Source organism: Acidimicrobiia bacterium (assembly GCA_041676705.1).
Taxonomy (GTDB): Bacteria; Actinomycetota; Acidimicrobiia; order Acidimicrobiales; family SKKL01; genus Actinomarinicola.
This window is the reverse complement of sequence record JBAYRL010000003.1, coordinates 93,335-117,795: the sequence shown is the minus strand read 5'-3', so window position 1 is coordinate 117,795 and position 24,461 is coordinate 93,335. Positions and strand designations below refer to the sequence as shown.

The 24,461-nt window shown below is 54.4% G+C and carries 28 protein-coding genes; 19 read left to right on the top strand and 9 right to left on the bottom strand.

Features of this window, described 5'->3' with window-relative positions; all coding sequences use genetic code 11:
• Nucleotides 1-14: 14 nt before the first annotated feature.
• Both WC184_06615 and WC184_06610 read right to left on the bottom strand, forming a co-directional pair.
• Nucleotides 15-656, bottom strand: a complete 642-nt coding sequence (locus WC184_06615) for a septum formation family protein (protein MFA7477551.1) — start codon at nt 654-656, stop codon at nt 15-17.
• Nucleotides 657-661: 5 nt separating this feature from the next.
• On the bottom strand, nt 662-1,795 hold the full coding sequence (locus tag WC184_06610) for a sortase (GenBank protein MFA7477550.1): 1,134 nt from the start codon (nt 1,793-1,795) through the stop codon (nt 662-664).
• A 104-nt stretch (nt 1,796-1,899) separates the two neighbouring features.
• Between WC184_06610 and ccmA the strand changes: the two genes are divergently transcribed.
• The 9 genes from ccmA to WC184_06565 are packed head-to-tail and all read left to right on the top strand — an operon-like array spanning nt 1,900 to nt 8,844.
• Nucleotides 1,900-2,589, top strand: coding sequence for a heme ABC exporter ATP-binding protein CcmA (gene ccmA / locus WC184_06605; GenBank protein MFA7477549.1), 690 nt, complete (start codon nt 1,900-1,902; stop codon nt 2,587-2,589).
• Nucleotides 2,579-3,247, top strand: a complete 669-nt coding sequence (locus WC184_06600) for a heme exporter protein CcmB (protein ID MFA7477548.1) — start codon at nt 2,579-2,581, stop codon at nt 3,245-3,247. Before ccmA ends, WC184_06600 begins: the two co-directional genes overlap by 11 nt.
• The gene (gene ccsA / locus WC184_06595) at nt 3,244-4,053 is read left to right on the top strand and encodes a cytochrome c biogenesis protein CcsA (GenBank protein ID MFA7477547.1); all 810 of its coding nucleotides are present in this window, start codon (nt 3,244-3,246) and stop codon (nt 4,051-4,053) included. The genes WC184_06600 and ccsA overlap by 4 nt, the downstream gene beginning before the upstream one ends.
• On the top strand, nt 4,050-4,187 hold the full coding sequence (locus WC184_06590; GenBank protein ID MFA7477546.1) for a hypothetical protein: 138 nt from the start codon (nt 4,050-4,052) through the stop codon (nt 4,185-4,187). The genes ccsA and WC184_06590 overlap by 4 nt, the downstream gene beginning before the upstream one ends.
• A complete protein-coding gene (locus tag WC184_06585) occupies nt 4,175-4,741 on the top strand; it encodes a cytochrome c maturation protein CcmE (GenBank protein ID MFA7477545.1) in 567 nt (188 codons plus the stop codon). Before WC184_06590 ends, WC184_06585 begins: the two co-directional genes overlap by 13 nt.
• The gene (locus WC184_06580) at nt 4,738-6,786 is read left to right on the top strand and encodes a heme lyase CcmF/NrfE family subunit (GenBank protein ID MFA7477544.1); all 2,049 of its coding nucleotides are present in this window, start codon (nt 4,738-4,740) and stop codon (nt 6,784-6,786) included. The genes WC184_06585 and WC184_06580 overlap by 4 nt, the downstream gene beginning before the upstream one ends.
• Complete coding sequence (locus WC184_06575; protein ID MFA7477543.1) at nt 6,786-7,451, top strand: TlpA disulfide reductase family protein; 666 nt, start codon at nt 6,786-6,788, stop codon at nt 7,449-7,451. Before WC184_06580 ends, WC184_06575 begins: the two co-directional genes overlap by 1 nt.
• Entirely contained in the window at nt 7,448-7,936 is a 489-nt protein-coding gene (locus WC184_06570) for a cytochrome c-type biogenesis protein (protein ID MFA7477542.1), read from the top strand. Before WC184_06575 ends, WC184_06570 begins: the two co-directional genes overlap by 4 nt.
• Complete coding sequence (locus tag WC184_06565; protein MFA7477541.1) at nt 7,936-8,844, top strand: hypothetical protein; 909 nt, start codon at nt 7,936-7,938, stop codon at nt 8,842-8,844. The genes WC184_06570 and WC184_06565 overlap by 1 nt, the downstream gene beginning before the upstream one ends.
• A gap of 109 nt (nt 8,845-8,953) precedes the next feature.
• Here the strand turns inward: WC184_06565 and WC184_06560 are convergent, their stop codons facing one another.
• Entirely contained in the window at nt 8,954-10,081 is a 1,128-nt protein-coding gene (locus WC184_06560; GenBank protein ID MFA7477540.1) for a cysteine desulfurase family protein, read from the bottom strand.
• A gap of 5 nt (nt 10,082-10,086) precedes the next feature.
• Nucleotides 10,087-10,803: a helix-turn-helix domain-containing protein gene (locus WC184_06555; GenBank protein ID MFA7477539.1), complete on the bottom strand. Its 717-nt coding sequence runs from the start codon at nt 10,801-10,803 to the stop codon at nt 10,087-10,089.
• 50 nt (nt 10,804-10,853) lie between these two features.
• Here WC184_06555 and WC184_06550 point away from each other — a divergent pair, with 50 nt between their 5' ends.
• Together WC184_06550 and WC184_06545 are read left to right on the top strand one after the other, a co-directional pair.
• Entirely contained in the window at nt 10,854-11,996 is a 1,143-nt protein-coding gene (locus tag WC184_06550) for a P-loop NTPase (protein ID MFA7477538.1), read from the top strand.
• Between the two features lie 86 nt (nt 11,997-12,082).
• Entirely contained in the window at nt 12,083-12,313 is a 231-nt protein-coding gene (locus WC184_06545; GenBank protein ID MFA7477537.1) for a DUF3107 domain-containing protein, read from the top strand.
• Nucleotides 12,314-12,565: 252 nt separating this feature from the next.
• On the opposite strand, the gene WC184_06540 is transcribed toward WC184_06545, so the two are convergent.
• Nucleotides 12,566-12,841: a WhiB family transcriptional regulator gene (locus WC184_06540; GenBank protein MFA7477536.1), complete on the bottom strand. Its 276-nt coding sequence runs from the start codon at nt 12,839-12,841 to the stop codon at nt 12,566-12,568.
• Between the two features lie 204 nt (nt 12,842-13,045).
• On the opposite strand from WC184_06540, the gene WC184_06535 reads away from it, so the two are divergent.
• Nucleotides 13,046-13,735: a glycerophosphodiester phosphodiesterase gene (locus tag WC184_06535; GenBank protein ID MFA7477535.1), complete on the top strand. Its 690-nt coding sequence runs from the start codon at nt 13,046-13,048 to the stop codon at nt 13,733-13,735.
• A gap of 9 nt (nt 13,736-13,744) precedes the next feature.
• On the opposite strand, the gene WC184_06530 is transcribed toward WC184_06535, so the two are convergent.
• Nucleotides 13,745-14,812 carry a diacylglycerol kinase family protein gene (locus WC184_06530; GenBank protein ID MFA7477534.1) on the bottom strand — a complete coding sequence of 356 codons (1,068 nt, stop codon included), beginning with the start codon at nt 14,810-14,812 and terminating at the stop codon, nt 13,745-13,747.
• A gap of 52 nt (nt 14,813-14,864) precedes the next feature.
• On the opposite strand from WC184_06530, the gene WC184_06525 reads away from it, so the two are divergent.
• The 4 genes from WC184_06525 (at nt 14,865) to WC184_06510 (ending at nt 19,841) form a co-directional block, all read left to right on the top strand.
• The gene (locus WC184_06525; protein MFA7477533.1) at nt 14,865-15,644 is read left to right on the top strand and encodes an electron transfer flavoprotein subunit beta/FixA family protein; all 780 of its coding nucleotides are present in this window, start codon (nt 14,865-14,867) and stop codon (nt 15,642-15,644) included.
• 12 nt (nt 15,645-15,656) lie between these two features.
• Nucleotides 15,657-16,625: an electron transfer flavoprotein subunit alpha/FixB family protein gene (locus WC184_06520; GenBank protein ID MFA7477532.1), complete on the top strand. Its 969-nt coding sequence runs from the start codon at nt 15,657-15,659 to the stop codon at nt 16,623-16,625.
• Nucleotides 16,626-16,845: 220 nt separating this feature from the next.
• On the top strand, nt 16,846-18,303 hold the full coding sequence (locus WC184_06515) for a diguanylate cyclase (protein MFA7477531.1): 1,458 nt from the start codon (nt 16,846-16,848) through the stop codon (nt 18,301-18,303).
• A 95-nt stretch (nt 18,304-18,398) separates the two neighbouring features.
• Complete coding sequence (locus tag WC184_06510) at nt 18,399-19,841, top strand: diguanylate cyclase (GenBank protein MFA7477530.1); 1,443 nt, start codon at nt 18,399-18,401, stop codon at nt 19,839-19,841.
• Nucleotides 19,842-19,978: 137 nt separating this feature from the next.
• On the opposite strand, the gene WC184_06505 is transcribed toward WC184_06510, so the two are convergent.
• From WC184_06505 to WC184_06495, 3 genes are read right to left on the bottom strand one after another with little or no spacing between them, the layout of a single operon-like run.
• Nucleotides 19,979-20,701 carry an SCO1664 family protein gene (locus tag WC184_06505; GenBank protein MFA7477529.1) on the bottom strand — a complete coding sequence of 241 codons (723 nt, stop codon included), beginning with the start codon at nt 20,699-20,701 and terminating at the stop codon, nt 19,979-19,981.
• A 13-nt stretch (nt 20,702-20,714) separates the two neighbouring features.
• Nucleotides 20,715-21,242: a DUF3090 family protein gene (locus tag WC184_06500; GenBank protein ID MFA7477528.1), complete on the bottom strand. Its 528-nt coding sequence runs from the start codon at nt 21,240-21,242 to the stop codon at nt 20,715-20,717.
• Nucleotides 21,239-21,910, bottom strand: a complete 672-nt coding sequence (locus tag WC184_06495) for a histidine phosphatase family protein (protein MFA7477527.1) — start codon at nt 21,908-21,910, stop codon at nt 21,239-21,241. The genes WC184_06500 and WC184_06495 overlap by 4 nt, the downstream gene beginning before the upstream one ends.
• A gap of 47 nt (nt 21,911-21,957) precedes the next feature.
• Here WC184_06495 and WC184_06490 point away from each other — a divergent pair, with 47 nt between their 5' ends.
• The 3 genes from WC184_06490 to WC184_06480 all read left to right on the top strand — a co-directional run bounded on the left by WC184_06490 (nt 21,958) and on the right by WC184_06480 (nt 24,370).
• A complete protein-coding gene (locus WC184_06490; protein MFA7477526.1) occupies nt 21,958-22,644 on the top strand; it encodes a uracil-DNA glycosylase in 687 nt (228 codons plus the stop codon).
• A gap of 96 nt (nt 22,645-22,740) precedes the next feature.
• A complete protein-coding gene (locus tag WC184_06485; protein ID MFA7477525.1) occupies nt 22,741-23,091 on the top strand; it encodes a hypothetical protein in 351 nt (116 codons plus the stop codon).
• Between the two features lie 76 nt (nt 23,092-23,167).
• Nucleotides 23,168-24,370: a Coenzyme F420 hydrogenase/dehydrogenase, beta subunit C-terminal domain gene (locus WC184_06480; protein MFA7477524.1), complete on the top strand. Its 1,203-nt coding sequence runs from the start codon at nt 23,168-23,170 to the stop codon at nt 24,368-24,370.
• The last annotated feature ends 91 nt before the right edge of the window (nt 24,371-24,461 follow it).

Below are 24,461 nucleotides of genomic sequence, written 5' to 3'. Positions count from 1 at the left end.
CGCTCATTTGGTGTCTACCAGCGGCTGTCTTTCGCCGAACCGGTTAACGATTCTTGGTGCCGATGTTGGACCAAACAAATTAAGACTCGGTTGCCGCGCTCCCACGCCACTTCATCGGGGCGCAGATGCAGGATTTCAAGGTCGGAGTCGACGTACTGGACTCCGACAAAGTCTTGAAAGCTATCTAGGCAGATTTGGTCGGAAACACTAAGAACTGTGCTGTAGCCCGGGTAGGTCGCTTCAAGGTTGTCATCAAGGCTTCCGGCCCAATAGATCTGGGCACTGTGCGGCTTGTCGCAGTCAATTACCGGAGTAGCGTCCACTTCAATATTGTCAGCTTCAAGCGGTGGAAGGTTGATACAGGTGGGCGGACGTAACTCTTTGGGTGACACCTGATCGTTTGAGGCCACGGTGCTGGGTGGAGCGTTGAGTGGTTCCAAATCAGGAGCGATGACTAAGGCCCGCCCGGCAGAACGTCGGAGATCGGCAGCGTTGCTTCGGCCACTCTGACCGCTGGTGTCATGGTGGTTGGTGCTGGGACCAGAATTCGAACCGGTTGAGCTTCTGCCCCGGAAAACGCCACAACCTGAAATCACCAACGTCACGGCTAAAAATACCAACGCGTAGCAGGTGATGTTGGTGGTATTTCGCCTCACGTTGATCAATAGGATGGTAGGTATTGGTCGAGATACATAAAAGAGTAATAGAGAAGCACTACCAACACCGGTGAGGCCAAAAGGTAGCTGGCCCAGCGTTTCCAACGGCGACCCAGGTAAATAGCAGCGCCCAAGGCCATCAGAAACAGGCCTCCCCAGGCCAGGGCGGGCACCAGAGCATCTGAATCGCCGCCTAAACCTTCACCGAAGTCCATTGCAGCTTGTGGTTCTTCGGGAATATCGGTGGCGGGGGTGTCTGTCGGTTCCGTGGTTTCGGTAGTTGTGGGCGGTAACGCTGGTTCGGGGTTATCGGTCAACAGCGCCGTAACGACAATACGTTGCCGTGATGAGAATTTCGGATGGCACGCGGTCAAGGTGAGGCGGTTATCGCCCGAATCTTCCAAGACCTCGACACCAGTTTCAGGCACAATAAAATAGCCAAGCTCAGCCTGATCGGTGTCACCTGGATGGCTCATTACCTCATAGGTGAACTGACCTTGAAGGGTGTAAACCGTTATTAAATCGCCAGGGCTGAGTAAATCTAAATTGTGGAATGGTTGCCCATAGGTGGTGCGGTGTCCGGCAATGGCAGCATTACCCGACTGTCCAGGCATCGGACTATCAGGATAATGACCGGGGCCTTTGCGCAGGTCAGCCACGCTTACCCCGTGCACCACAATCTCATCCACTCCAATTGATGGAATTACAATTCGGGCCACAGGTTCGCCTTCTACCGGCCGTAACGCTTCCAAAATTGCAGGGTCAATTTCTTCGGTCACCTCGGGCGATTCGTTTTCCGGGCCCGGCCCGCCTCCCTGACCATTAGCTTCGCTTTGGTCCGATTCGTAATTTGGATCGTCGGGGGCGTCGGTCTCATTACCCGGCAGAACGTGTTCGGGCTCGTCGGGTGGGACGGCGGTAGTTGTGGTTGATGCCAAAGCGTTTTCCAAATCAGCGATGGCAGCTAGGCGATCTTCAAACTCGTTCGACAAGCGCCCTTGAGCTTGTGAGTGCTGAAGTGAAGTTCCCCAGAGTTGGAAAATGGCGAACAACAAAACCAACACCCCGGCACCGATAAGAATTCGGCCGATAGCGTTCATGAACCGGGCCAATGTGGGCGAAAGTTTGGGTAGAGCCACGGCGTTCAAGGCTACAAGTTTGTGGCCGTGTGTTGGCTTCAGCTCTGGTAATAGCGTTGGGCTTGGCTGATACGGTCCTGATTTCGCTAATCTGAGCTGATTCCATGGAGCCAGCACTATTTTTTCGCGGAGCGGTATGCCTCTTGGGTCAGTTCCCGGCTCTAGCAGGGGTTGACCTAAGCGTTGACCATGGCGAAATTCTCTTACTTAAAGGTGCGAACGGCGCTGGTAAGACTACTTTTTTGCGCTTGTGCGCTGGTTTATTGCCCCTAAGCGCCGGAGAAGGACGGGTGCTCGGTTTCGACCTTCGCACCGATGCATTAGCAGTACGCGACCATATTGGCCTTCTGGGACACGCCACTTTTCTGTACGACGATTTAACGGTCTCTGACAATGTCCGCTTTTGGTCACAGGCGGCACGAGTTGATCCCGCCGACGCTGCGGCGGCGATGGACTCATTGGGGCTTTCACAGCGGTTAAGCGACGTTAAGGTCTCGGCCTTGTCGGCTGGTCAGCGGCGCCGCTGCGCCATTGCTATTCTGATCGCCCGCCGTCCGCAGGTGTGGCTCTTGGATGAACCACACGCGGGCTTAGACCAGAGCGGTCGCGACCTGCTCGACAGTCTTATTAAGAACGCTGCGGCGGCTGGCGCCACGGTGATCTTGGCTTCACACGAATTGGACCGCGCTCAGGGATTAGCCCATCGCGAGCTGACAATCGCCGGCGGAACGATCGTCGCCGACGTAACGCTCATAGGCACGGATGACCTAAACGGCGGCCCTAGTGTTACGTGATGCCTGGCTAATCGCGGCCAAAGACCTCCGGGTGGAGTGGCGTTCGCGCATTGTCATTAATCAAGTTATGCCCTTTGCGCTTTTGGTGCTGATGTTGTTCGGCTTCGCTTTGGACCCTGACGGGCCAGTCCTGGCCAGAGCGACACCGGGTTTGTTTTGGGTAGCGGTCCTATTTGTCACCGTGTTGACCGTGGAACGTACCTTTTCGATCGAATCGAGCGATGGTGTTCGCGATGGTTTGCGCTTGGTAGGTCTCGAACCCAGTGGCATCTTCCTCGGCAAATTCTTTGCACTTGCACTGCAGCTAATCGTGGTCGAAATTGTTCTACTGCTCGGTGTGGTGTTGTTGTACGGCCGAACCTTGAGCGGCCTTGTGTTATTGGTCTCTACTCTGGGGGTCGCGACCGCGGGCATCGCTGCAGCCGGTATCCTCTATGGCGTGTTGTCGGTCGGGCTGCGCGTTCGTTCCACCTTGTTGCCATTTCTACTTCTACCGGTGCTTGCCCCGGTGCTAATAGGCGCTACTCGCGCTACGGAAGCGGCGTTAGATGGAGTGGTTGGCGACGGTTGGCCGTGGTTCAACCTGCTCGGGGTGTTTGCCCTGGTGTACATAGGTGCTGGAATTCTTACCTTTGGGTCTTTAATGGAGGAATCGTGACGGAACGCCTGGGCAGCGACCTTGTAGGTGCCCCTACAAGCACAGGCTCTACGGCTAGCCGAGTGCTTGGACTAACGGCCTTAGCTGCCATGGTGGTTTTGGTTTTCTTGGCTTTCGTCGCCACACCGCGAGATGCGATTCAGGGCGATTTAGTTCGTTTGCTGTATCTGCACCCAGGGTTAGCGTGGAACGCCTATCTGGCTTGTTTCATTGCCACCGCAGCCAGCATCCAGCATCTGCGCAAAGGCTCCATTGGTTCAGATTTGTTGGCCCACTCGGCCGTTGAAGTTGGTGTGGTCATGACGGCTCTAACCCTTTTCACCGGTTCAATCTGGGGACGACCAACTTGGGGCGTGTACTGGGTTTGGGATGCCCGTCTGACCTCAACGGCTATTTTGTTTCTTTTACTGCTGGGCTATCTGGCCTTACAACGGATTGATCTGCCAGCCAAGGTTCGCTCCCGCCGAGCGGCCGTAGTGGGCCTGTTGTTGGTGCCGAACGTGATTCTGGTACACCAGTCGGTTGAGTGGTGGCGCACTTTGCACCAAGAACCCACCTTGGCTCGCCGCGACTTCGACTTCGGGGCTAGCGACTTGATTATGTTCACCATGTTGTTCGGGTTCGTGGCGCTGTCGCTGGTTTTCGGCTGGTTAATGTTGCACCGCTTCCGCCTTGGTTGGTTAGAGGCCCAGGTTGAACAGAGCTGGCTAGATGAGGCGATTGAGGCTCGTCGTGCCGAATCAGGTGGTGCCTCAAACCCTGGTACCGATGCATTAGCTTTTCCCACTGAAGGAGCCTCTCCGTGAGCCAAATGGGTTATATGTACGTGGGATGGGGCGTATCCCTCACTGTGGTAGCGCTCTATTCCGTTTTATTGGTGTTGCGCGGTCGCCGCCTCAGCCAACGAGTGCCAGCGGAGAAGCGTCGATGGACCAGTTAAACGAAACCCCCAAAACCTCACTTGACCTGTCGCCACGTGAAGTTAAGAGTAAGGGCGGTCGGCGTCGTAAGCCCTGGGCATTGTTGGCCCTAGTGGCAGTGGTTGGCGCTCTGTTGCTAGTGGTGTTCCAAGGCCTCGGCGACGCCACCTTGTTCTTCCGTAATACCGATGAAGCCGTTGCTCAACGGGCTTCGCTTGGTGAGAAGCGGTTCCGGATCCAAGGCCGGGTTGTTGGCGACTCCATTACCCCTACGCAAAACGGTGTTGATTTTGTTATCTCATACAACGACGTCGATGTAACAATCTCGCATCTGGGCGACCCCCCCGATCTTTTTCAACCTAATATCCCCGTTGTTCTTGAAGGCCGTTGGGCCCAAGTTGGTGACTTGGAAGTGTCGAGTCCGAACGCGGCCCTACCAACTGACGATGGCTGGTTTTTCGCCAGCGATCGCTTCTTTGTGAAACACGAAGAGGTTTACCAAGAAGAACATCCTGATCGGGTAGAAGATTATTCTTCGAGCGACGCCAACCCTTCGAGCGTTACCAACCCATGAACGCTGCGCTGGGCTCCGCCGGGGTCATGGTCGGGCTGGTATCGGCTGCGTTCGGTGTGATTTCCACGGCCGTTGGTTTAACCCGCCATCGGCCGCTCTTGCTAAAGCGGGCCCGGACCTATGCCATTTTGGTCTTGGTAGGCGGACTGGTGGCCTTCGCCGCCATGGAACGTGCTTTGATTGTGCGCGATTTCAGCTTGGAATACGTTGCCAAAAACGGCAGTAGCCTAACACCGCCGCTCTATAATTTCGCGGCTTTATGGGGGGCGTTAGAAGGCTCGATAATACTCTGGGCACTAATTCTCGGGGCCTACATTGTGGCCGTAGCTTGGAAGTTTCGCGATCGTCTGACCGATCCGTTAGTTGGCTGGGCGCTGCTCACCATGTTTGTGGTGGCCCTGTTCTTCTTTGGCTTGCTGGCGGGGCCTGCGAACCCATTTAGGGTGCTGGCCGAGGCACCACTAGATGGCAGAGGGCCAAACCCGCTCTTGCAGAACCATCCACTCATGGCATTCCATCCGCCCATGTTGTACTTGGGTTACGTGGGTTTCACCGTGCCCTTTGCTTTCGCGGTCGCAGCGTTAGTCACAGGTCGGGTCGGCGAAGGTTGGCTTTTGGAAACTCGCCGCTGGACCTTAATTGCCTGGGGTTTTTTAACCCTTGGCATCGCGCTCGGTGCTTGGTGGGCCTATGAAGTATTGGGCTGGGGAGGCTACTGGGGGTGGGACCCAGTTGAGAACGCTTCTTTCATCCCTTGGCTGACCGGAACCGCCTATCTCCATTCGGTGATGGTGCAAGAACGTCGGGGCATGCTGCGGGTGTGGAATCTTTCGCTGCTATGTGCCACATTTTCGCTCACCATCTTGGGCACCTTTATCACCCGTTCTGGGGTCTTGGCGTCGGTGCATGCCTTCACTGAGTCGACTATCGGGGTTTGGTTGCTCAGCTTTTTCGCACTTATCGTGGTGGTTTCGGTCGGACTTATTGGCTGGCGCGGCGACCGTTTGCGATCACCGGGTTCTATCGATTCGCCGATGTCTCGTGAAGGCATTTTCTTAGCTAACAACGTTCTTTTTGGTGCCTTTGCCTTCGTGATCTTGTTGGGCACAGTCTTTCCGCTGCTCATAGAGGCCTTTAACGGTGATCAGGTTCGAATCGGGGAACCCTATTTCGAGCGTATGAGCGTGCCTTTGGGTCTAGCCATGCTCACTTTGATGGCCATCGCTCCGGTATTGCCTTGGCGTAGCACCAATGTGGAAACCTTAGCCACCCGCCTTCGCTGGCCAATTTGGCTGGCCGCGCTGGCAGTGGTGTTTACCGTGGCTATTGGTCAACGCGGTCTAGGCACTATTGCCGGATACGGTCTAGCCGGTTTCGCGGCTGGTTCTGCCTTGCGAACGGTAGCTTTAGCTACCCGACGACAAGGCTGGCGTGGCCTGGTGGGGCGGGCCAACGGCGGGATGATCGTTCATATCGGCGTCATCATCATCGCTACCGGGATTATTGCTTCGAACGCCAACGTAGTGAGCCGTGAAGCACGTTTGATGCCTGGGGAATCGTTCGTAGTTTCAGGCCACGAGCTGACCCTAGAAGAAGTGACGATTGAAGATTTACCTCGCACCATTAGAACTACTGCCTACGTACGAATTGATGGGGGACAGGTCTACGCTCCCGCAGTGAGCATTTTCCGTGCCGATGGACAAACCATTCCCACGCCGTCAGTCAAGAGCAGCTTTACCCACGACGTGGCGCTGACAATGTCAGTTGGAGACTGGCCCGAAGGCCCAGTACAAATTCGTGCGGTGGTACAACCGCTGATTTCTTGGCTGTGGTTCGGTGTGGCGCTAATGGCAATAGGCACTTTACTGGCGGCTTTTCCTGGGCGGAGGCGACGCCCCACCGAGCCAGTTTCGGCATTGCTAAGTGATGATCAAGCGAAACGGATTGCTCCAAAGACCTCACCAACAGCCGAGGTTAAAGCCACGCTAGACCAAGGTGACAACGATAAAGATTTGGCTGAAGTTCTGGCAAGCGAGGCTGAATAGTGGCACCCGATGAGCTTTATGACGAACATGTGGCCAAACACCCTTCGGCCGCAAAACCTAGGCGCACGGCCTTAATAGCATCGCTAGTGGTGGGCATTGTAATGGTGGGCTTTATTGCCGTATTGGCAGTAAGCGACACCGGCCCCAGGGCTGCAAAAAATAACATGGTTGGGCAGGCCGCTCCTGGTGTGAGCGGTGTAACGCTCGACGGCAACGCTTTCGACCTGGATGATTATCGAGGCCGCTGGGTGCTCGTAAACTTTTTTGCGGATTGGTGTCCGCCGTGCCGGGTGGAACATCCCGAATTGGTGAAATTCCACGAAGCTCATGCGGCCCGTGGTGATATTGAAATTGTGAGCGTGGCTTTCCAAAACTCCAAAGAAGACGTGCAGGCCTTCTTCGATGAAAATGGAGGAGAGTGGCCCGTCTTGGCTGATGACGTTAACCATTTGGCGATTGCGTGGGGCGTAACTAAGCTGCCCGAATCATTTCTGATTTCGCCACAAGGAGTGGTGGCCTACAAATTCATTTCCTCTGTTACCCAAGAAGATTTGGAGTCGGTCCTTAGCGAGGCTCGAGGTCGACCGGTTGAGAACGCCGCTACCTCATCGCCCTCATCGCTAGCGCTGGCTTCAATCTTGAATCAATCGGGCTTGCTGCAATGACACGAACCAAACATGCTTCGCCAGCATTGGTGATTTCGTGGATTTTGGCGGTCTCAATAATTGTGGTGGGCCTAATCATTGGCACGGTGGCATCGTCACCCGCTACCCCGCTGGAACGGGCTCGCGACCTAGCAGGGCGATTCGGCTGTCCGGTGTGCAACGGGCAATCGGTCCGCGAAAGCGACTCTGGCATCGCGATTGAGATTAGAGCCGAGATCCAACGCCAAGTTCAGGCCGGTCGGAGCGACGATCAAATCCTTGGTTATCTAGAGAACTCTTATCCCGGTCACCTTCTTACGCCACCTTCGAGCGGGTTCTCTGCTTTGGTGTGGATTCTGCCGGTGGCCGGCGGCATCGTGGCTCTGGCCGGAGCGGGATTCGCTTTCATCTGGTGGAAGCCTCGTAAAGACGTGCAAGTAACGCCTGAAGAAGAGGCGCTAGTGAATCGCCTTCTCGACGAGCGACGGCAACCCTCAGGCGGTTAATGGTGAATCAACGCAAGTTGGCTGATCCCGACTATTTGGCACACCTGGAAGAAGAGCAAGACTTCCTGTTGCGTTCGATTGAAGATCTGGACCGTGAACTCGCCGCCGGTGATCTCAGCGCGCAAGACTACGAAACCCTCCGTAACGATTACGTATCACGGGCGGCAGCGGTCGCCACTCAAATAGAGGAACGCGCCGAGTTCGTGGCGTCCCACAAACGGGAATCAAACCTGTTGCGTTCACTAGGCATGGCAGCTCTGGTGGCCTTAGTCGCTGGTCTGGCCGGAGTTGCGGTGGCCAGATCTTCAGGCGACCGTTCGGCGTCACAAGAACTAAGTGGGGGCGTGAATGAGAGTGTGGGTCAGCAACTTTCCAACTGCTTTGTGATGATCCGCACCGCCGAGCCGGTTGAGACGCTCAAATGTTATGACCAAATTTTGGAGCAACACCCGGCAAATGTTGAAGCGCGTACCTATCGAGGTTGGTCGCTGGTGCTAGCCGGGCTTCCTCAATTTGCGTGGCGCGACTTCACTGAAGCTGTAGCCATCGAAGCAGAATATCCTGACGTGCGTGTGTTCCGTGCCATTGCCCTTAACCAGCTGTGCCGACCCGATGAAGCTTTAGCCGAGCTGGCGGTATTTGATGCAATGAATCCGCCTGAAGACATGGTTGACCTGGTTGAAAGTCAAGGTCTACGGGAATCAATTTCACAACTGATGGCACTGCGCGATGGAGTCGAGCAGGTTGCGGGGCCACCGGCACCAGCGTCGCTTGATGCTGAGGACGAACTTGATCAATGCACGGTGTTAGTCGAGGCCGGGGTGTTCGATTCGTTAGCCGAGTCGGAGTCGGACTCGCCGCTCGACCCGCCAACATTGGACCCATCTACGGTCAAACCCAGCTCTTAATGGGCATGTTGGGCCAATTGTTACCGCGATTTCATTGCAGAAGAGCTGTGTAACGAGCTAGCGCAAGATCTGATGCTCAGCTCGTGCTGGTCGCTACTCGTCGAGTGGTTTACAAAGTGGCGCGCAATTGACGCAGCTCGGAAACTACCTTGGGCAGCGCTGCACAAAGAGCATCCACATCAGCTTGGGTGGTTGACCAACCAAGGGAAATTCGGAGCGAATGTTGAGCGTCGACTCCCATGGCTTCAAGTACGGGTGACGGTTCAAGAGCCTCTGAAGAACATGAACTACCGGAATGCACCGAAATGTTCACTCGATCAAGCCCTATCAGGATTGGTTGTGGTTCCACATCGCTGATTCCTAGGCAGATGAGGTGATCAAGGTGGTGTTCGGGATCGCCAAAAACCTCGACCCTGGGAATAGTCTCAACCGCTTTGAGTATTTGGTTCCTAAAGAGGGTGTTCTTAGTCGCTTCTTGCGACATAACCTCGCCAGAGCTCAGGGTTTCGGCAGTGGCACCAAATGCTGCGATGCCGGGAGTGTTTTCAGCGCCCGCTCGCCGGGCCCGCTCCTGGTCTCCCCCCAGAAGCAATGGTGTAAGACGAAGACCACGACGCACCAACAGTGCACCCATGCCCGGAGGGCCACCAAACTTGTGTGCTGAGACTGAGACTAGGTCGGCACCAAGTTCGTGAAACGAAAAGGGTATACGGCCAATGGCTTGAGCAGCGTCAACGTGAACTAGAACCTTATGTTCTTTACACCAATCGATCACCTCGCGAACGGGTTGCAGGGTGCCGACTTCATGGTTGGCTAGTTGGAGGTGAACGAGTGCCGTTTCGCCTGGTACTACTGCCGCCACCAGTTCTTCAGGGTCGACCCGTCCTAGATTATTTACCCCCACCAAGGTGGTTCGACTGTGACGGGCCGCCTGTTCTCGCACCGCGGAATGTTCAAGAGCAGCTAAAACCTGGTGTGTGCCTTTGGTCTGTACCCCCCAGACGGCACTGGCAATGGCCTCGGTGGCCCCAGAAGTGAAGATCACCTCACGAGGTCTAGCACCCAAGAAATGTGCTACTTGTTCTCGGGCGTGTTCAACAGTAACCCGAGCTTCTAACCCTGGCGCGTGGATACGACTCGGGTCGCCCAAGTTCTTTTCGATGGCACTTAGATAGGCGGCCTTAGTTTCTGGGCGCATGGGAGAAGTGGAGGCGTGATCAAAATAATGTTGTGTCACCAGCGCTAGCTTTCTACCGACGTCACGCAACGTGCTGCTCCAAGTGCTTGTGACATTTCGACTTGGGTAGTGGTCGAGCCGTAGAGGGCTTCCAGCATGCCTTTGATCATGCCCTGGTCTACGGCGCAGATTACGGGGTTTGCAACGGCGGTGTCACCAAAGGGGCAATGGTCGGCCACGATTTTTAATCCGGTGGCGTGCTCTTCGGTGTGAGCGTCGAAACCATGCGCCGACATGGCCTCGGCAACCGCGTAGAGCGCGGAACGGAAGGAACGTTGATGAACTGAAGCGTCACCCATGGCAGCTACAATCCGGTGACCATGTTCAAGGCCCACTTCTTCAGCTAATTCTGCGACCAACTCGGCGGGTAGATGGCGAAGAGCTTTGTTCAAAAGCGACGCCAAGATTTCGTCTTTCCGTAACGCTGATTCGAAAACAAAGTCGTGTTGCAGCACGATGTAACGTTTTGAAGGTCGCCCCACCTTGCCAGTGGCGGGAGTGGAATCGGTATAGAGATAGCCACCAGCCACCAGTTTCTCGAGGTGATGTCGGGCCACGTTGGGGTGAAGTCCAAAATGTGTCGCCACGGTGTTGGCGGTGGAACCATCGGGCCGTTCGTGTAAATACAAATAGATTTGGCGGCGTGTTGGGTCTCCGAATGCCGCCGTAATAGCGTTGGTAGCCGAGGCGAACTCAGTTGGATTGAGGCCTTTTGATGACACATAGGTATTATACCTATGCACATAGTAGAAAATAAGGAGCCCGGTAGCTTATGGCCGTTAGTGAAGCCGCGATCATCGAAGCCTTGAGGCCGGTTGACGACCCAGAATTGAAGCGTTCGATCGTGGATTTAGACATGCTGCGCTCCGTTGGTCAAGAAGGCAGCGCGGTCGTGGTGCAAATTGCACTCACCACCGAGGGCTACCCAATGCGGGCCGAGCTCACCCGCCGTGTAACCGATGCCTTAATGGCACTTCCCGACGTTAGTGCCGTCAATGTTGATTACACGGTCATGACTGACGAGGAACGGGCGGCGCTGCGCCAATCGCTACACGGCAACCCGGCAGCTACAGCTGGCACGACCCAACGCCAAGGCCATTCAGAAGGCCGGGTCATTCCTTTTGCTGATCCCCAATCGAAAACGCGGGCCCTGCTGATCGCCTCAGGTAAGGGCGGTGTGGGTAAATCTTCAGTCACCGCTAACCTGGCCATCGCGTTAGCTAACCGCGGCCACTCGGTCGCCGTAATTGACGCCGATGTTTGGGGATTCTCCATTCCACGCATGTTGGGTGTCGAGCATCCGCCAACCATCATCGATTCCATGTTGGTACCGCCTGAAAGTCATGGCGTGCGTTGCATCTCCATGGGCTTTTTTGCTGAGGAAGATCAACCAGTCATTTGGCGGGGACCAATGTTGCACAAGGCCCTTGAGCAGTTTTTGACCGATGTTTTTTGGGATGAACCTGATTTCCTGCTGGTCGACCTGCCGCCAGGCACCGGTGACATCGCGATTTCTTTAGCTCAGTTCTTGCCCCGCTCGGAAGTATTTGTGGTGACCACGCCACAACCTGCGGCCCAACGTGTTGCACAGCGGGCGGCCTTTATGGCCCAAAAAGTGCAGCTCGACATCAAGGGCGTTATTGAGAACATGTCGTGGTTCACCGGCGATGACGACAAGCGTTATTACCTCTTCGGGGCGGGCGGTGGTCAAGAGCTGGCCGATCGTCTACATGTTCCCCTAGTGGGTCAGGTGCCACTGGAACCAGAACTTCGCGAAGGCAGCGATAGCGGACGACCGATCGTGGCCGTTTCTCCCGAGAGTGAATCGGCTCAAGTGTTTGCCGCCATGGCTGAGCGAATCGATGTTGAATTGGCACCAACCAAGCGTGCGCATCCCGAGCTGAAAATTATTTAAGAACCTGACCAGAAGTTGCTTCAGCCCGTTACTCTCTTTCGCCTGTTAGGGCGTAACATGGCCCGAGGCAGCATGAGGAGGAGCCCGTGGAAGTTCGGATTGGGATTACACAAGCGCGTGAGCTTGAAATAGAGCTGGCTGACGACGCTGATCCCGAGGCCCTAAGTGAGTACGTGAGCGAGCAATTGGCAAATGATAATGCAGTGCTTTGGCTCACCGACCGTCGTGGTCGCAAGGTTGGAGTACCGGTGGCCAAGGTAGCTTTCGTGGAAATTGGGAGCCCGGCCGATACTCGACGTATCGGTTTTAGTTCTTAAGAGGTCTCGTAACCCTCAGCAGACGAAGTGACCTACGCCGTGACAAGGCTAGGTATGGGTGATCGCCGAATGCATTCACCGTGCCGGCGGGGTGAAATGCTCATCGTGGCTGAGCGGTTGGGTGCAAAACAAAGTTTGGGTACCAGTTCAGCGGAACTGGTACCCAAACCTGTGAACTTTATCTAGCTGGCGCTATTACCGGTGTGGTGGTTAAACCTTCGGTAGTTGTTAACTCTGGTGTAAGAGATTCTGCTAAGAGGCAGCCTGTGAGCGACGCTCGGCTACCCACTGACGCCGGATTTTGCGGCGTTCCTCTTCCGAGGTACCACCCCAGATGCCAGAGTCTTGATTGGTGGTCAATGCATATTCAAGGCACTCCAGTCGTGCCTCACAGGTGTTGCATACCGCTTTGGCGATTTCAATCTGTTCAATCGCTGGGCCGGTAGTACCTACTGGGAAGAACAAGTCTGGGTCGGTGTCTCGGCAAGAAGCCAAACGCCGCCAGGCCTGGGGCTGGGTCGGATCGATATCTAAGTTGAAGGCAACCGAAATGCTGCTCGTGAGTGCCACGACACCTCCACGCGCTCGTGACTAGATTCACATGCGCAGGCCTGGGCGGGGCACAGCGCATAGGGGGACTTGGTAACCGTATCGGTTTGTTGTGCGTTAGACAAGGGTTTTTTGCCAAATAGTTTAAGATTTGTCAAGAAAGATGAAAGTAGATGACCGAGAATGCTTGAAATATACGCTCACCGTGGCGCTTCTGCTGATGAACACGAAAACACGCTGCTAGCTTTTGAGGCCGCCGTTCGAGCGGAAGCCGATGGCGTGGAGCTGGACGTGAGACGTTGCCAGAGTGGTGAGCTCATCGTGCACCACGATGCTGTACTGGCTGATGGCATCGCTTTGGCGAGTATTGCCTACCCGAACTTGCCAAGCTACATACCGTTACTTTCCGAGGCGCTATTGGCTTGTGGGTCGTTGACCGTAAACGTTGAGATAAAGAATTTACCCAATGATCCTGATTTCGATGTTGATAACCTAATCGTCGCTGATGTGATTAGGGTAATAAACGAAACTAATTATGCGTCGCAAGTAATAGTCTCAAGCTTCAACTTGGCTACCTTGAATGAGGTTAAGGTCCAATTTCCTGAACTTCGTACTGCTTGGCTTATATTTCCTGGTATGGGTGATGACCTGGTGCAGCGTACCCATGATGCCGGTCATGAGGGAGTGCATCCCCATTTCTCAATGGTCGATGCGGCCTTCATAGGCAAGGCTCGCGAACATAACCTTTTTACCAACGTCTGGACGGTTGATGAACCGAGCGAGATACTACGACTAGCCGATTTAGGGGTAGATGGGATTATTACTAATAAGCCAGGTCCTACTCGAGCGGTATTGACGGAACGCGGCGAGTAGATTTCGTATCTAGTTGCTGAGTGGCATTAAAATGTTTAAGGCCTCTGGCTCGTAGCCTAAATTGAGTATTGGTACAGCCCCTAGATAATCGCCATCCACCTGAAAGGGGATAGGCCGGGTTCCGCTAATCGTGGCCGAAGTAATTCCCCGGTGAACGTCTAGCCATCTTCCTGGTTTGAGGCCGTTTCCCCGCACTAACGAGGTTGCGATACTTCGCACCAAGGGCAAAAATCGCAAGGTTTTTAGAGTCACCAGGCTCAATCCGAATTCGGAAGTAGCGCCCGGCATTAGGCTCAGTGGCCGATTGCCGAGATAGGTGTAGGGGTCGGTGTTCATCCCGATGGCGAAATAGCCATCGTCGATCGTTTCCGTCTCGGTCCGATCAGTTGCCGCGGTGTCAGCATCGTGCTTGGCGGCCGAATCGTCTGAGCTGTTTGCGGCTAATGGGGTGACCGAAGGTATTGAGACCGTGAAATGGGGTTGGGCACGGTCATAATGGCGAAGCCAGGTGTCAATCGCCGAGTAGATAAAGAGGGGATGGCCCGCCCAGCGTTTCAGTGAACCCCGTTTCTCCACCTGCTCCACCACCGCAGCATCAAAGCCAATGCCCACATGAAAGAGGAAACACCGACCGTTGACTGTGCCAACCCCCATAGAGGCATAGTTAGGTGCTGCCATGGCTTCCAGTAAAGTGGCGGTGGCTTCTATAGGATCGTTGGGAAGGCCAATCGTCCGAGCGAAAACGTTCGTGCTTCCTCCAGGCAGAACACCCAACATGGTTTTCGTGCCAACTAAACCATTGGCGGTTTCATTCAGGGTGCCGTCTCCACCCAAGCTGATGACAGCGTCAAACCCCGAGTTGGCAGCGCCGCGCGCCAGACGCGAAGCGTGTCCACGGCGGGAAGTTTCAGCCACCTCGAGGTTGTGATCCGCAGACAGAGCCTTCTGGATAACGACCCGACTTCGAGGCGTTACTGACGAGGCTGAAGCGTTGACGATGAGCAGGGCTTTCAGAGCTTTTCTCCGACTGTGGCGAGACCGCGACTTAAGGTGGGGCGGGCCGAGTGCATATAACATCTTTGCACGGGCCGATTTGTAAAAGCCTCCTCCTAGGCTGCAAAATCGCACAATGAACGTCGTCGTCTGTGTGAAGCAGATCCCCGACCCGGCTGAGCCGGGCGCGTTGGATCCCTCGACCAAGACCCTCAAGCGAGATGGCAAACTTATCCTGGATGATTCTGACAGCTACGGCGTCGAAATGGCGCTGCAGCTGGTAGATAAAGCCGGTGGCGGTGAAGTCACTCTTGTTTCGATGGCCCCGAATGGCGAAGTCTCAGGTCTTCGCACTGCCCTTGCAATGGGCGCAGTATCCGCCACCTTGGTGAGCGATCCCGCGCTGTTGGGCACTGATGCTTTAGGTACCGCCAAAGTGTTGGCAGCTGTGATTAAAGAGGCCAACCCCGATCTAGTAATTGCCGCTACCGAGTCGAGCGACGGTTACACCGGTACTGTGCCTGAGCAAGTCGCCGCCCTATTGGATCTGCCTTCGATCACCTTTGCCAAGACGGTAGAAATTGCCGACGGCACCGTGAAGGTTCAACGCCAAACTGAGGCTGGCTACGACGAGGTTGAATGCCCGTTGCCCGCCGTGGTGTCAGTAACCGCTGGTGTGGTGGAACCACGCTACCCGTCCTTCAAGGGCATCATGGCCGCCAAGTCGAAGCCAGTGGCTGAAAAGACATTGGCTGACCTTGGTATCGACGCCTCGAGCGTTGGTTGGGCTGGTGCTGGTCAAGAAATCGTTGAAATTGCCGATGCGCCTGCTCGTGAAGCCGGTGAAATCATCGAAGATGAAGGCGAAGCGTACCTTAAGATTGTCGAACTCCTCGACAGCCTCAAGCTTCTCTAGGAGGAATTGGACATGTCTCTTTCAAAAATCTGGGTGTATGCCCAAGCTGCCGAAGGCAAAGTAGCCACAATCACTCTTGAGATGCTGGCTAAGGCCCGCACCTTGGGGGACACCGTAGAAGCCTTCTACGGCGGTGCCGATGCCGATGCCATTGCCGCTGAGCTTGGAGATCACGGCGCGACCAAAATTTATGCGACCGGTGACCTCGGTGGTGCCATGCAAGGCGCCTCGGTGGCAGCTGCTTTGGCGGCGGCCATTGAAGCTGGCAACACTCCCGATCTCATCATGTTGGGTACCACCTACGACGGTCGTGACGTAGCGGCTCGTTTGTCGGTGAAGCTCGATAAGCCTGTTGTGACGAACGTGGTCGACGTTGCTCTCGACGGCGATGCCATTGTTGGTACCGAGCCCGTTTTTGGTGGCACCGTCAACGTCAAGACCAAGGTCACCACTAGCGGTCCGGCCATCGTGTTGGTTCGTCCTAAATCGTTTGCTGCAGAATCAGCTGGCGGTGGCGCGGCGGCTGTTGAAGCGCTGACCGTACCCGATGTAGGTGCGGCTGGTACTGCTCGCATCGTCAATCGTTTTGTGGAAGAAGCCACCGGACCGAAGCTTGACGAGGCCGCGGTCGTAGTGGCTGGCGGTCGTGGCCTGGGCGAATCCGACAAGTTCGACATGATCGAAAAACTTGCCAAGCTGCTTAAGGGTGCTCCAGGTGCCTCACGGGCAATTGTTGACGCCGGTTGGGTGCCTTACTCCTACCAGGTTGGACAAACCGGTAAGGTTGTGAAGCCTAACGTCTACATCGCCGCTGGTATTTCAGGCGCCACGCAGCATGCGGTTGGGATGAAGGGCTCCAATCACATTATCGCCATCAATAAGGACCCAGAAGCTCCCATCTTTGGTATGGCCGACCTGGGTATCGTTGGTGACGTGCACGTTGTGCTGCCGAAGCTCATTGAAGCTTTGGAAGCTCGTTAGAGTATTCTGCACTCAGTAAACTAGCTTTAATCTAAGTTAAACCGAAGGCGGCCCCATTTAATGGTGGGGCCGCCTTCTCTTTTGGTTATAGAGGTATGACCATAATGTTTATCCACTAAAGATTATATCCATTCTTTAGTGGATAAATCGGGGCCATTTACTGCTAGGGTTTTCATTACTAAATTACTTTTGGATGCGTGAACGCTGAGTAATGGAGCCTTTGACTAAAATACCAGTGCGCTCAGCAATGCGCGTTCGTAATTTCGCCATCATATGCGTTTTGGCATTCGCGCTATCTGCTGTGGGCCTGGGTTTTCGACATGGACCGACAATCTCTGTTGTTTGGCCCGCGGCCACCATTATCATCGGTATTTTAATCCGCATGCCACAAATGGCTCGCTGGGAAGCCTTTGTTGCGAGTGCGGGTGGCTTTTATCTGGCCGACGGACTCACGCACAATCATAGTGGTCATGGGTTCGTGGCGGCGGTAGCTAACACCGTGTTTGTGGTGGTTGGTTGGTATTTGCTGTATCGAAGCAAGCCCGTTGATTTGCGTCTAGGTCGAGCACAGTCGGTAGTTGTAATCTATTTCGTTTCGGTAGTAGCGGCTTTGGTATCGGGCGCATCGGCCATGGTGTTAGAACAGCTTTTAGGTGCCGACACCAGCGCGACCACCGTGCTGAGCTGGGCTATCGTGAGTTTTTCAAATGCTGCGCTGGTTCTTCCAGTGGTTCTAACCGCACCTGCCTGGCGGCGTGTTCGGGTGATAACTAATACCCCACGTCAAGAGGCTCGAGGCCGTGTTATTGTCACTCCTGTCTTTTTAGTGGCAATGCTGAGTTTTGGGATCTATATATACGCGCCTACGGCCGTTACTTTCGCGGTACCGGTATTAATTTTTTCAGCGCTTAGAAGTGGTGTCTTTAATACCGCAGTCTTAGCGGTATTTACTTTGGCTCTGATGCTGGGGGCGATTGTGTTCGAGGTGGGTGACTTTGTTGCCGGTTCCGACATGGACACCCAAGATGTGATTGTGGTGATGCAATTGAGCTTGGCGTTCATGGCCATGGGGCCTATCGCTGTGGCCAGTACTACGGCCATGAGGAACCAAGAATTGTTCCTGGCCTTGCGTCAGGCCGAGCTGGATGGGCTAACAGGTGCCTACACTCGTCGTGCCTTTTTTGAAAAGGCAGCGCTGCTGCTAGAACTGGCCGAAGACTCGGGGCGGCCAGTAACAGTGGCCATGATCGATTTCGATAATTTCAAGAAGATAAACGACCGCTATGGGCATGCGGTAGGCGATCTGGTCATACAAGACGTGGTCTCGGTTATTAAAGAGCATATGCGTGACACCGATCTTTTGGGTCGTCTTGGTGGAGACGAATTTGCCATTGTGCGCTCTGGGATTAACTGTGACTTTGTACAGCACCTTGCGGAAGGTATTCGCGCCCAAGTAGCTCGCCTAGGCACATTAGCGAGCCAAAGCCTTTTACCGGCCACCTCACCCGAGCTGATTGATTCTTTGCCAGCAGAAATCAATCAGATTTCTATTAGTATTGGCGTGGTGTGCCAAGAGAAGGTTACGCGGTCGGTTAATGACTTGCTGGAACTAGCCGACAAAGCCCTTTACCAGGCAAAACAGGCTAAGAACGTTGTCGTGGTACACAAGGTGAGCTAAAGCTTAGCTGATGCCATAGGCTTTATTATGGTTCCCACTGGAACCTGCCTGGCTCGCGCTCCCATGTCGATCACGGCAGTTTGAGCGTGCTTCAAATGATTGATAACAACTCGGCGCCTAAATCGAAATTTGAACTGAATTTACCTTCGCTGTTTATCGTGTATGCAACTTTAAGCACCGTCTTAGCATCAACCGGCCAACTGTTCAGGCTCTGGGATGGCTCGTTGTCACTCCTATGGTTACCAAATGGCGTGTTACTTGGGGTCTTGGCCCGTCGAAGGCATGACAATCGATGGGCGGCATTTGGTGGTATCGCTGCTGGGCTTTTGCTGTGGGACCTTATCTCAAGGGGAGAGATTAAGTTTGTCTTGGTGCTGTTGGCCGGAAACCTAGCTTTTATCGGCGTGGGTTTGGCTGGTTTCGAGTTTGTTCCATTCCAGGTGCGGCGTCTTCGTCAGCCACAATCAGTGATGTTTTTGGCAGTCATAGTTGCGGCGGCCGCCTTTGCTATGACCTTTTGCGTAGTTGTCTTGGGTCATCTGGTCTTGGGTGAGGCCCCCGGCAACGGTTTTATCCGTTGGTTTGTGATCGGCTTTGCTAACGGACTGGCGGTCTTGCCGGTGGTTCTAAGTGCTCCACCTTTTGAACGCCTGAAGTTATGGAAGACCCAGGAACGTGAAAGGCGTCGCTCGAAGCTATTGGGTCCAATGGCGTTATTGCTGTTGTCGCTTACCATTGGCATGCTGACCTCGATTCCAGCGGCATTAGCGTTGGTGTTGCCAGCATTAATTTGGAGTGCGCTCACAGCAGGTCTGTTCAAGACGTCAATCTTAAGCTTCTTGACGCTGATGGTCTCACTGGTGTTGATCGGAAGTAGCTCACACGCCAATGCCGAGCTAACGAGGGAAGAACGCAGTGAACTCAACTCCTCGATCCAGTTGTCTTATGCCCTTATGGCTTTAGGTCCCCTGGCGGTGGCAGCCAGCATGGCCACCATTGACGCCGAAATTAATAGGGTCAAACGGAAAGCTGATCACGATGCCTTGACGGGGGTTCTTAACCGACGGGGCATGTTTGAGCGAGCGGTTTTGCTCTTGGGTGATCTACGCCTTGGAAAGCATGCTGTGGCGGTAATGGTTTTCGACTTAGATAATTTCAAACAGATCAACGACACCTACGGACATAGCGTCGGCGATCGGGTGTTGTATGAGGTTGCCAGCCTGGTACAAACGCTCATTCGGCCTGTTGATGTTCTTGGCCGTATGGGCGGTGAAGAGTTTGTGGTGGTCGTACCTGCGGTTTCAGCAGATATGGCTTGCACGACGGCCGAGCGGATTCGAAGTGAAGTCGAGCGCCTAGAAGTTAGCTTGGTGAATGAACCTTCCAGCGGATCCGAAGTTTCGACAATTTCGGTCACCCTAAGTATCGGCATCACTTGGCACGCGCAGGCTCAACTCTCGCTGTCGGAACTCTTACGTCAAGCCGACATTGCGCTTTATGAAGCCAAGTTGACTCGTAATCACGTTATTCTGCACTAGTACTTGCCATCCGCCAAACGGTGTTGCTCTAGCCCGCTACAGCACAAGAAACTCCGTGCGCTGGCCTGGCTGCATCACCTGGACAAGCCGTCTGGCGGTCGCGTTTCCCTCGATGCCCGAGTGGCGCCGAAACAGGATTAGATTAAGGGCCAAGGGTAGCGGTGTCTGCTGCTATCGATCGGGAAAACCTTGTGGTTGAGTATAAAACTTGCCCGGTCTAAAACTGCCTCGCGTTCGCCCTCATCCAAGAGGGTAGTCATCGATGCTGGTAGCCCTTCTTCTATGAGTCGCTCAATATCATTCAATATTTCAGCTGGAATCGGATGGCCACCAAATTCCCAAATTACGGTTCGAAGCTTGAATTCTTGGTGGAACGCGAGTCCGTTATCGATGCCCCAAATTTGTCCCTTGCTATCGATCAAGCAGTGGCCAGCTTTTCGATCAGTGTTATTTATCAACAGGTCGAAGGCGCACATGTATTGAAGCTGGACATGAGTAGTTTCATCTTCGAAGAGCGTGAAATAGTGTTGCGAAAAATCGGCGTCCACGAATCTCTGTATTGAACCTACGCCGTAAGGCGCGTCGTCGCGAAGAACCGTAGCGGGAACCAAGTGCCAGCCTAAATGACGAGATAGCTCAAAGGCTGCTACCTCGCGTCGGTATAAGCCAGGTGGGAAGTCCCACAATGGTCGCTCGCCTCGGAGTGGTTTGTAGATGGCCATCAGTGGATCTTCACCCTCAACACCGAGGCGTACTAAGAGCGTGGTGTTCGAGCTCCAGGGCATCTCGCCTTCCACCTCAATTTTGCCCTCCAAGAGAACTCTTGAGGGTTCCTCGCGGTCATTTATTGCAAATGGCACGATCGGTGATTTGCTAGTTTTCTCGGGGGCAGAAGTGCCCGTCGACGTTTATGGGTAGACCACAAAAGATGCAAACGGGTCGACCTTGTGCCGCGAGGGTCTCATTGCGATGGATGAAACTGGCAGCCTGGGCAAAGGAAATTTGGATTCGAGCCTGAGGGTCGGTTTCTACTTGTGCTTCGAAGGCTCGGAATGCCTCTTCAGTATCTTCGGCTAAAACTGATACGTCACCAGAGTGAAGCACCAATGTGAACAACTCGTTCTCAAGGTCGATGCCAATTGAAGCGGCGGTCACCGTCCATTCCGGGTCGACAGGCTCTACCAACTCGGGGGCTGGATGAGCGTAGTTAACGGGAAATTCGGCTTCTTCAAGCATGAAAGAGAAATATTCGGCCATCGAACGAACCTGAATCTTTTCTAGCTTGAAGTTGTAAACACCCTGGTCAACTACAACCTGAATGTAAAACACTCGTTCGCCTGGACGCCCCAGTGCACCCACGGTGAAAGCGTCGGGATGGATGAACTCGAATGAGCTAGTCATGACAATGCCAAGCTCCCTAGGTTGTGGCCGGTTGAATTAACGCTCAGGACATGGAAGATTCCCTCGGTGACAAGCAGCACTGAAACGGAACATGGTGAAATTACAAATCGTTGAAATTGGTCTAAGTGTGCTCCGGCCGCGAAGCTGACAGCCGCTTTAATCGGATCGGCGTGTGAAACGGCCACCACCATCTCACCGGGGTGCTGGTTAGCAATGTCGATGAGGGTGGCGACGATACGCATCTGCATTTCCAGAAACGACTCGCCGTCAGGGAATCGAAATGCGCTCGGATTATTTTGTACGAGCTTCCATTCAGGTTTCTTGACCAAATCTGGCAGCGAAGCGCCCGTCCACTGGCCAAAATCACATTCCAACAGACCTTCATGTACTGCAATGCCAAGATCAAGTGCCCCGGCGACTGGTGCCGCGGTTTGCAACGTCCGTTCAAGTGGCGATGAATAAACGGCGGTCACTTGGCCGACGTCACTAATTCGAGCGGCCAGCTGTTGGGCCTGATCATGGCCATCGGCTGATAGATTTAATCCTTCGGCACGGCCTGGCAGCACCTTGCCTGTGGTCCCGGTAACTCCATGTCGGACTAACAGGATTCGTGTGGCTTTGGCCTCACTTTTGGGGCCATCATTTTGGTCTTTGTTGGTACCAGTCATAGCGTCCCTAGGTAGCAAAAGCGTATTCCTACTCTACTGTGCAGAACATGTCAGACCTTGCGGTTCCCCCGGCTCAAGCCTTCCTTCAACTCGCCAACGATATCGCCACTTGTCGCGCTTGCCCCCGTTTAGTTGAGTGGCGTGAACGCGTAGCGCGAGAAAAAAGAGCAGCTTTTCGTGACCAAGAGTATTGGGGGAGAGGTGTCCCAGGATTCGGCGATTTTGAGGCCAAGGTGGTGGTCGTGGGCTTGGCCCCGGCCGCTCATGGTGCTAATCGAACTGGGCGAATGTTCACCGGTGATCGCTCCGGTGATTGGCTGTACGCGTCGTTATGGCGCACTGGCTTTGCCAACCAGCCGACCAGTGTTGCTAAAGACGATGGTTTAGAGCTAAGTGGAATGTGGATAACAGCACCAGTTCGGTGTGCCCCACCGGCCAACAAACCCACCCCCCAAGAGCGAGATAATTGCTATCCGTTTTTGGCTCGTGAACTGGATTTACTGCGAAATGCCAAGGTCTTTGTGGCCTTAGGTGCATTTGGCTATCGGGTCTTAGCTAACAACCTTGGTCTTCGGCCACGTCCAAAATTTCGCCACGGCCTAGAGGTCGAGCTTGGAGATGGCCGCTTCGTTATCGCTTCTTACCATGTGAGCCAGCAGAATACCTTCACCGGTCGCCTCACCGAGGAAATGACCGACAACATATTTATAAGGGCCCGAGAGCTCGCTGGCTAAGACAAGTCAAAGCCGGCGGTGCTACAGCAATCCGACTGGCGGTCAAGGGCCACGGTTGTGGGCCCACGGGCATGCTCAGCGCTACAATCGACCCTGATGTCGCGTCCATCATCCACATTGCGAACGAATCGTTCTTATCGCTTGGTATTGATGCCAGCGTTGACGACGCTACTGATGGTCTTCGCGGTGGGTGGTTGCGGGTCTAGTACCCAAAATGAATATACAGAAGCTTCGAAAACAGCGATGTTACGTGCTTGTGCCGAAGACGACGACGATCCGAACCTGATTGAGGTTTGTACTTGTGCTGAGGCACAAATAGAACAAAACGTTCCCTACAGCGAGTTCGCTGATTGGGAAAAACGATTGGCAGCTGGTGAAACATCTATGCCAAATCGCCTGGCCAGCATCATTAAAGATTGCATCTGGACTGTCAGCGAAACTCGTTAAAGCGTTTCGGGTAGAAAACACGATCTAGACCGGTTAAATTAACCGAAGAGTAAATTCCCAAAGGTAGGCTCTAGCTATGACCAACGTAGAAGCACAAGCTCCTAAATCCGCGGCCGGAGGTAAGCCCGAGCGGTGGACCCACCAATGGAAAGAGCTGTACGCCGAGGTCGTGACTACTGGTTTGTGTACCGGTTGCGCTGGTTGCGTGATCGCTTGCCCACACGACGTATTGGGATATGAGCACTCCTCAGGCAACTATCGGCCCTTCCACCTGGAAGAAGAGTTGGGCCTTGACAACTGCATTCACGGGGAAAAAGGCTGTACTTCATGTACCCGGGCTTGCCCCCGTTTTCGGGCTTGGGAACCACAGGCCGACGAGCACCTTTTTGCCCGTGTGCGGACCGCGGATGAGCCGTCTGGTATCTACCAAGACATTATGCTCACCCGGGCCTCCGATGAAATGGTGCACCGAATGGGTCAAGATGGTGGTTTAGTCTCGGCCATTTTGTTGTGGGCACTCGAGGAAGGCTACATTGACGGTGCTTTAACTTCGTTTGTTGAGCGCGACTTGGTTGAGGGCGGCTCAAATTGGAAGGCCGTTCCTGGAGTGGCCACGAATCGTGAAGAAGTGCTGAAGGCCGCGGGCAGTCGCTACACCTATTCTGCCAACACGCTTGCTTTCGACGAGGCCGTGGAGCGCGGTTTGAAGAACCTGGCCCTGGTGGGTACCGGTTGCCAAACCTCGTCGCCGCCGGTTATGTGGACCCGCAAACTAGGCAAGGTTTCCAAGCCCTTTGTGTTTAATTTGGGTCTATTGTGCTCAAAAACTTTCGATGAAGCCATGTTCGACGAGCTCTTCTGGGCCAAATATGGGTTAGCACAGTCCGAGATGGAAAAGATGAACATCAAGGGTGTGTTCCAGATCTGGATGAAAGACGGGTCCTATCATGAGATTCCACTTAAGGAATGCCATGCTTGGACGCGTGAAGGGTGCATGATGTGCCCCGACTTCGCGGCGGAACATGCCGACATTTCAACCGGCGGTATTGGTGAGAATGCCGATTGGACGCTAACCATTGTTCGCACCGATCTGGGGCGTGAGATTATGAGCCGCATGATCGAAGCCGGTCTGGTGGAAGCCCGTCCGGGTGATTCTGACCCTGGTGCTATAGAGCTTATGCGGAAGCTTTCTTTGGCTAGTCGTTCTCGGTGGCCCGAATGGGGCGCCAGTCCGGTTTCTCTGGGTCTGCCCACCAAGAAACCAGTGGCTGCTACATAATCCGACTTCGGTAACCTTACCCACCGAGCCGAAGCTCTAATCGAGTGGCGCGGTTAATGTGCCGCTGCGGTGCGCTAACCGCGCCACTCAA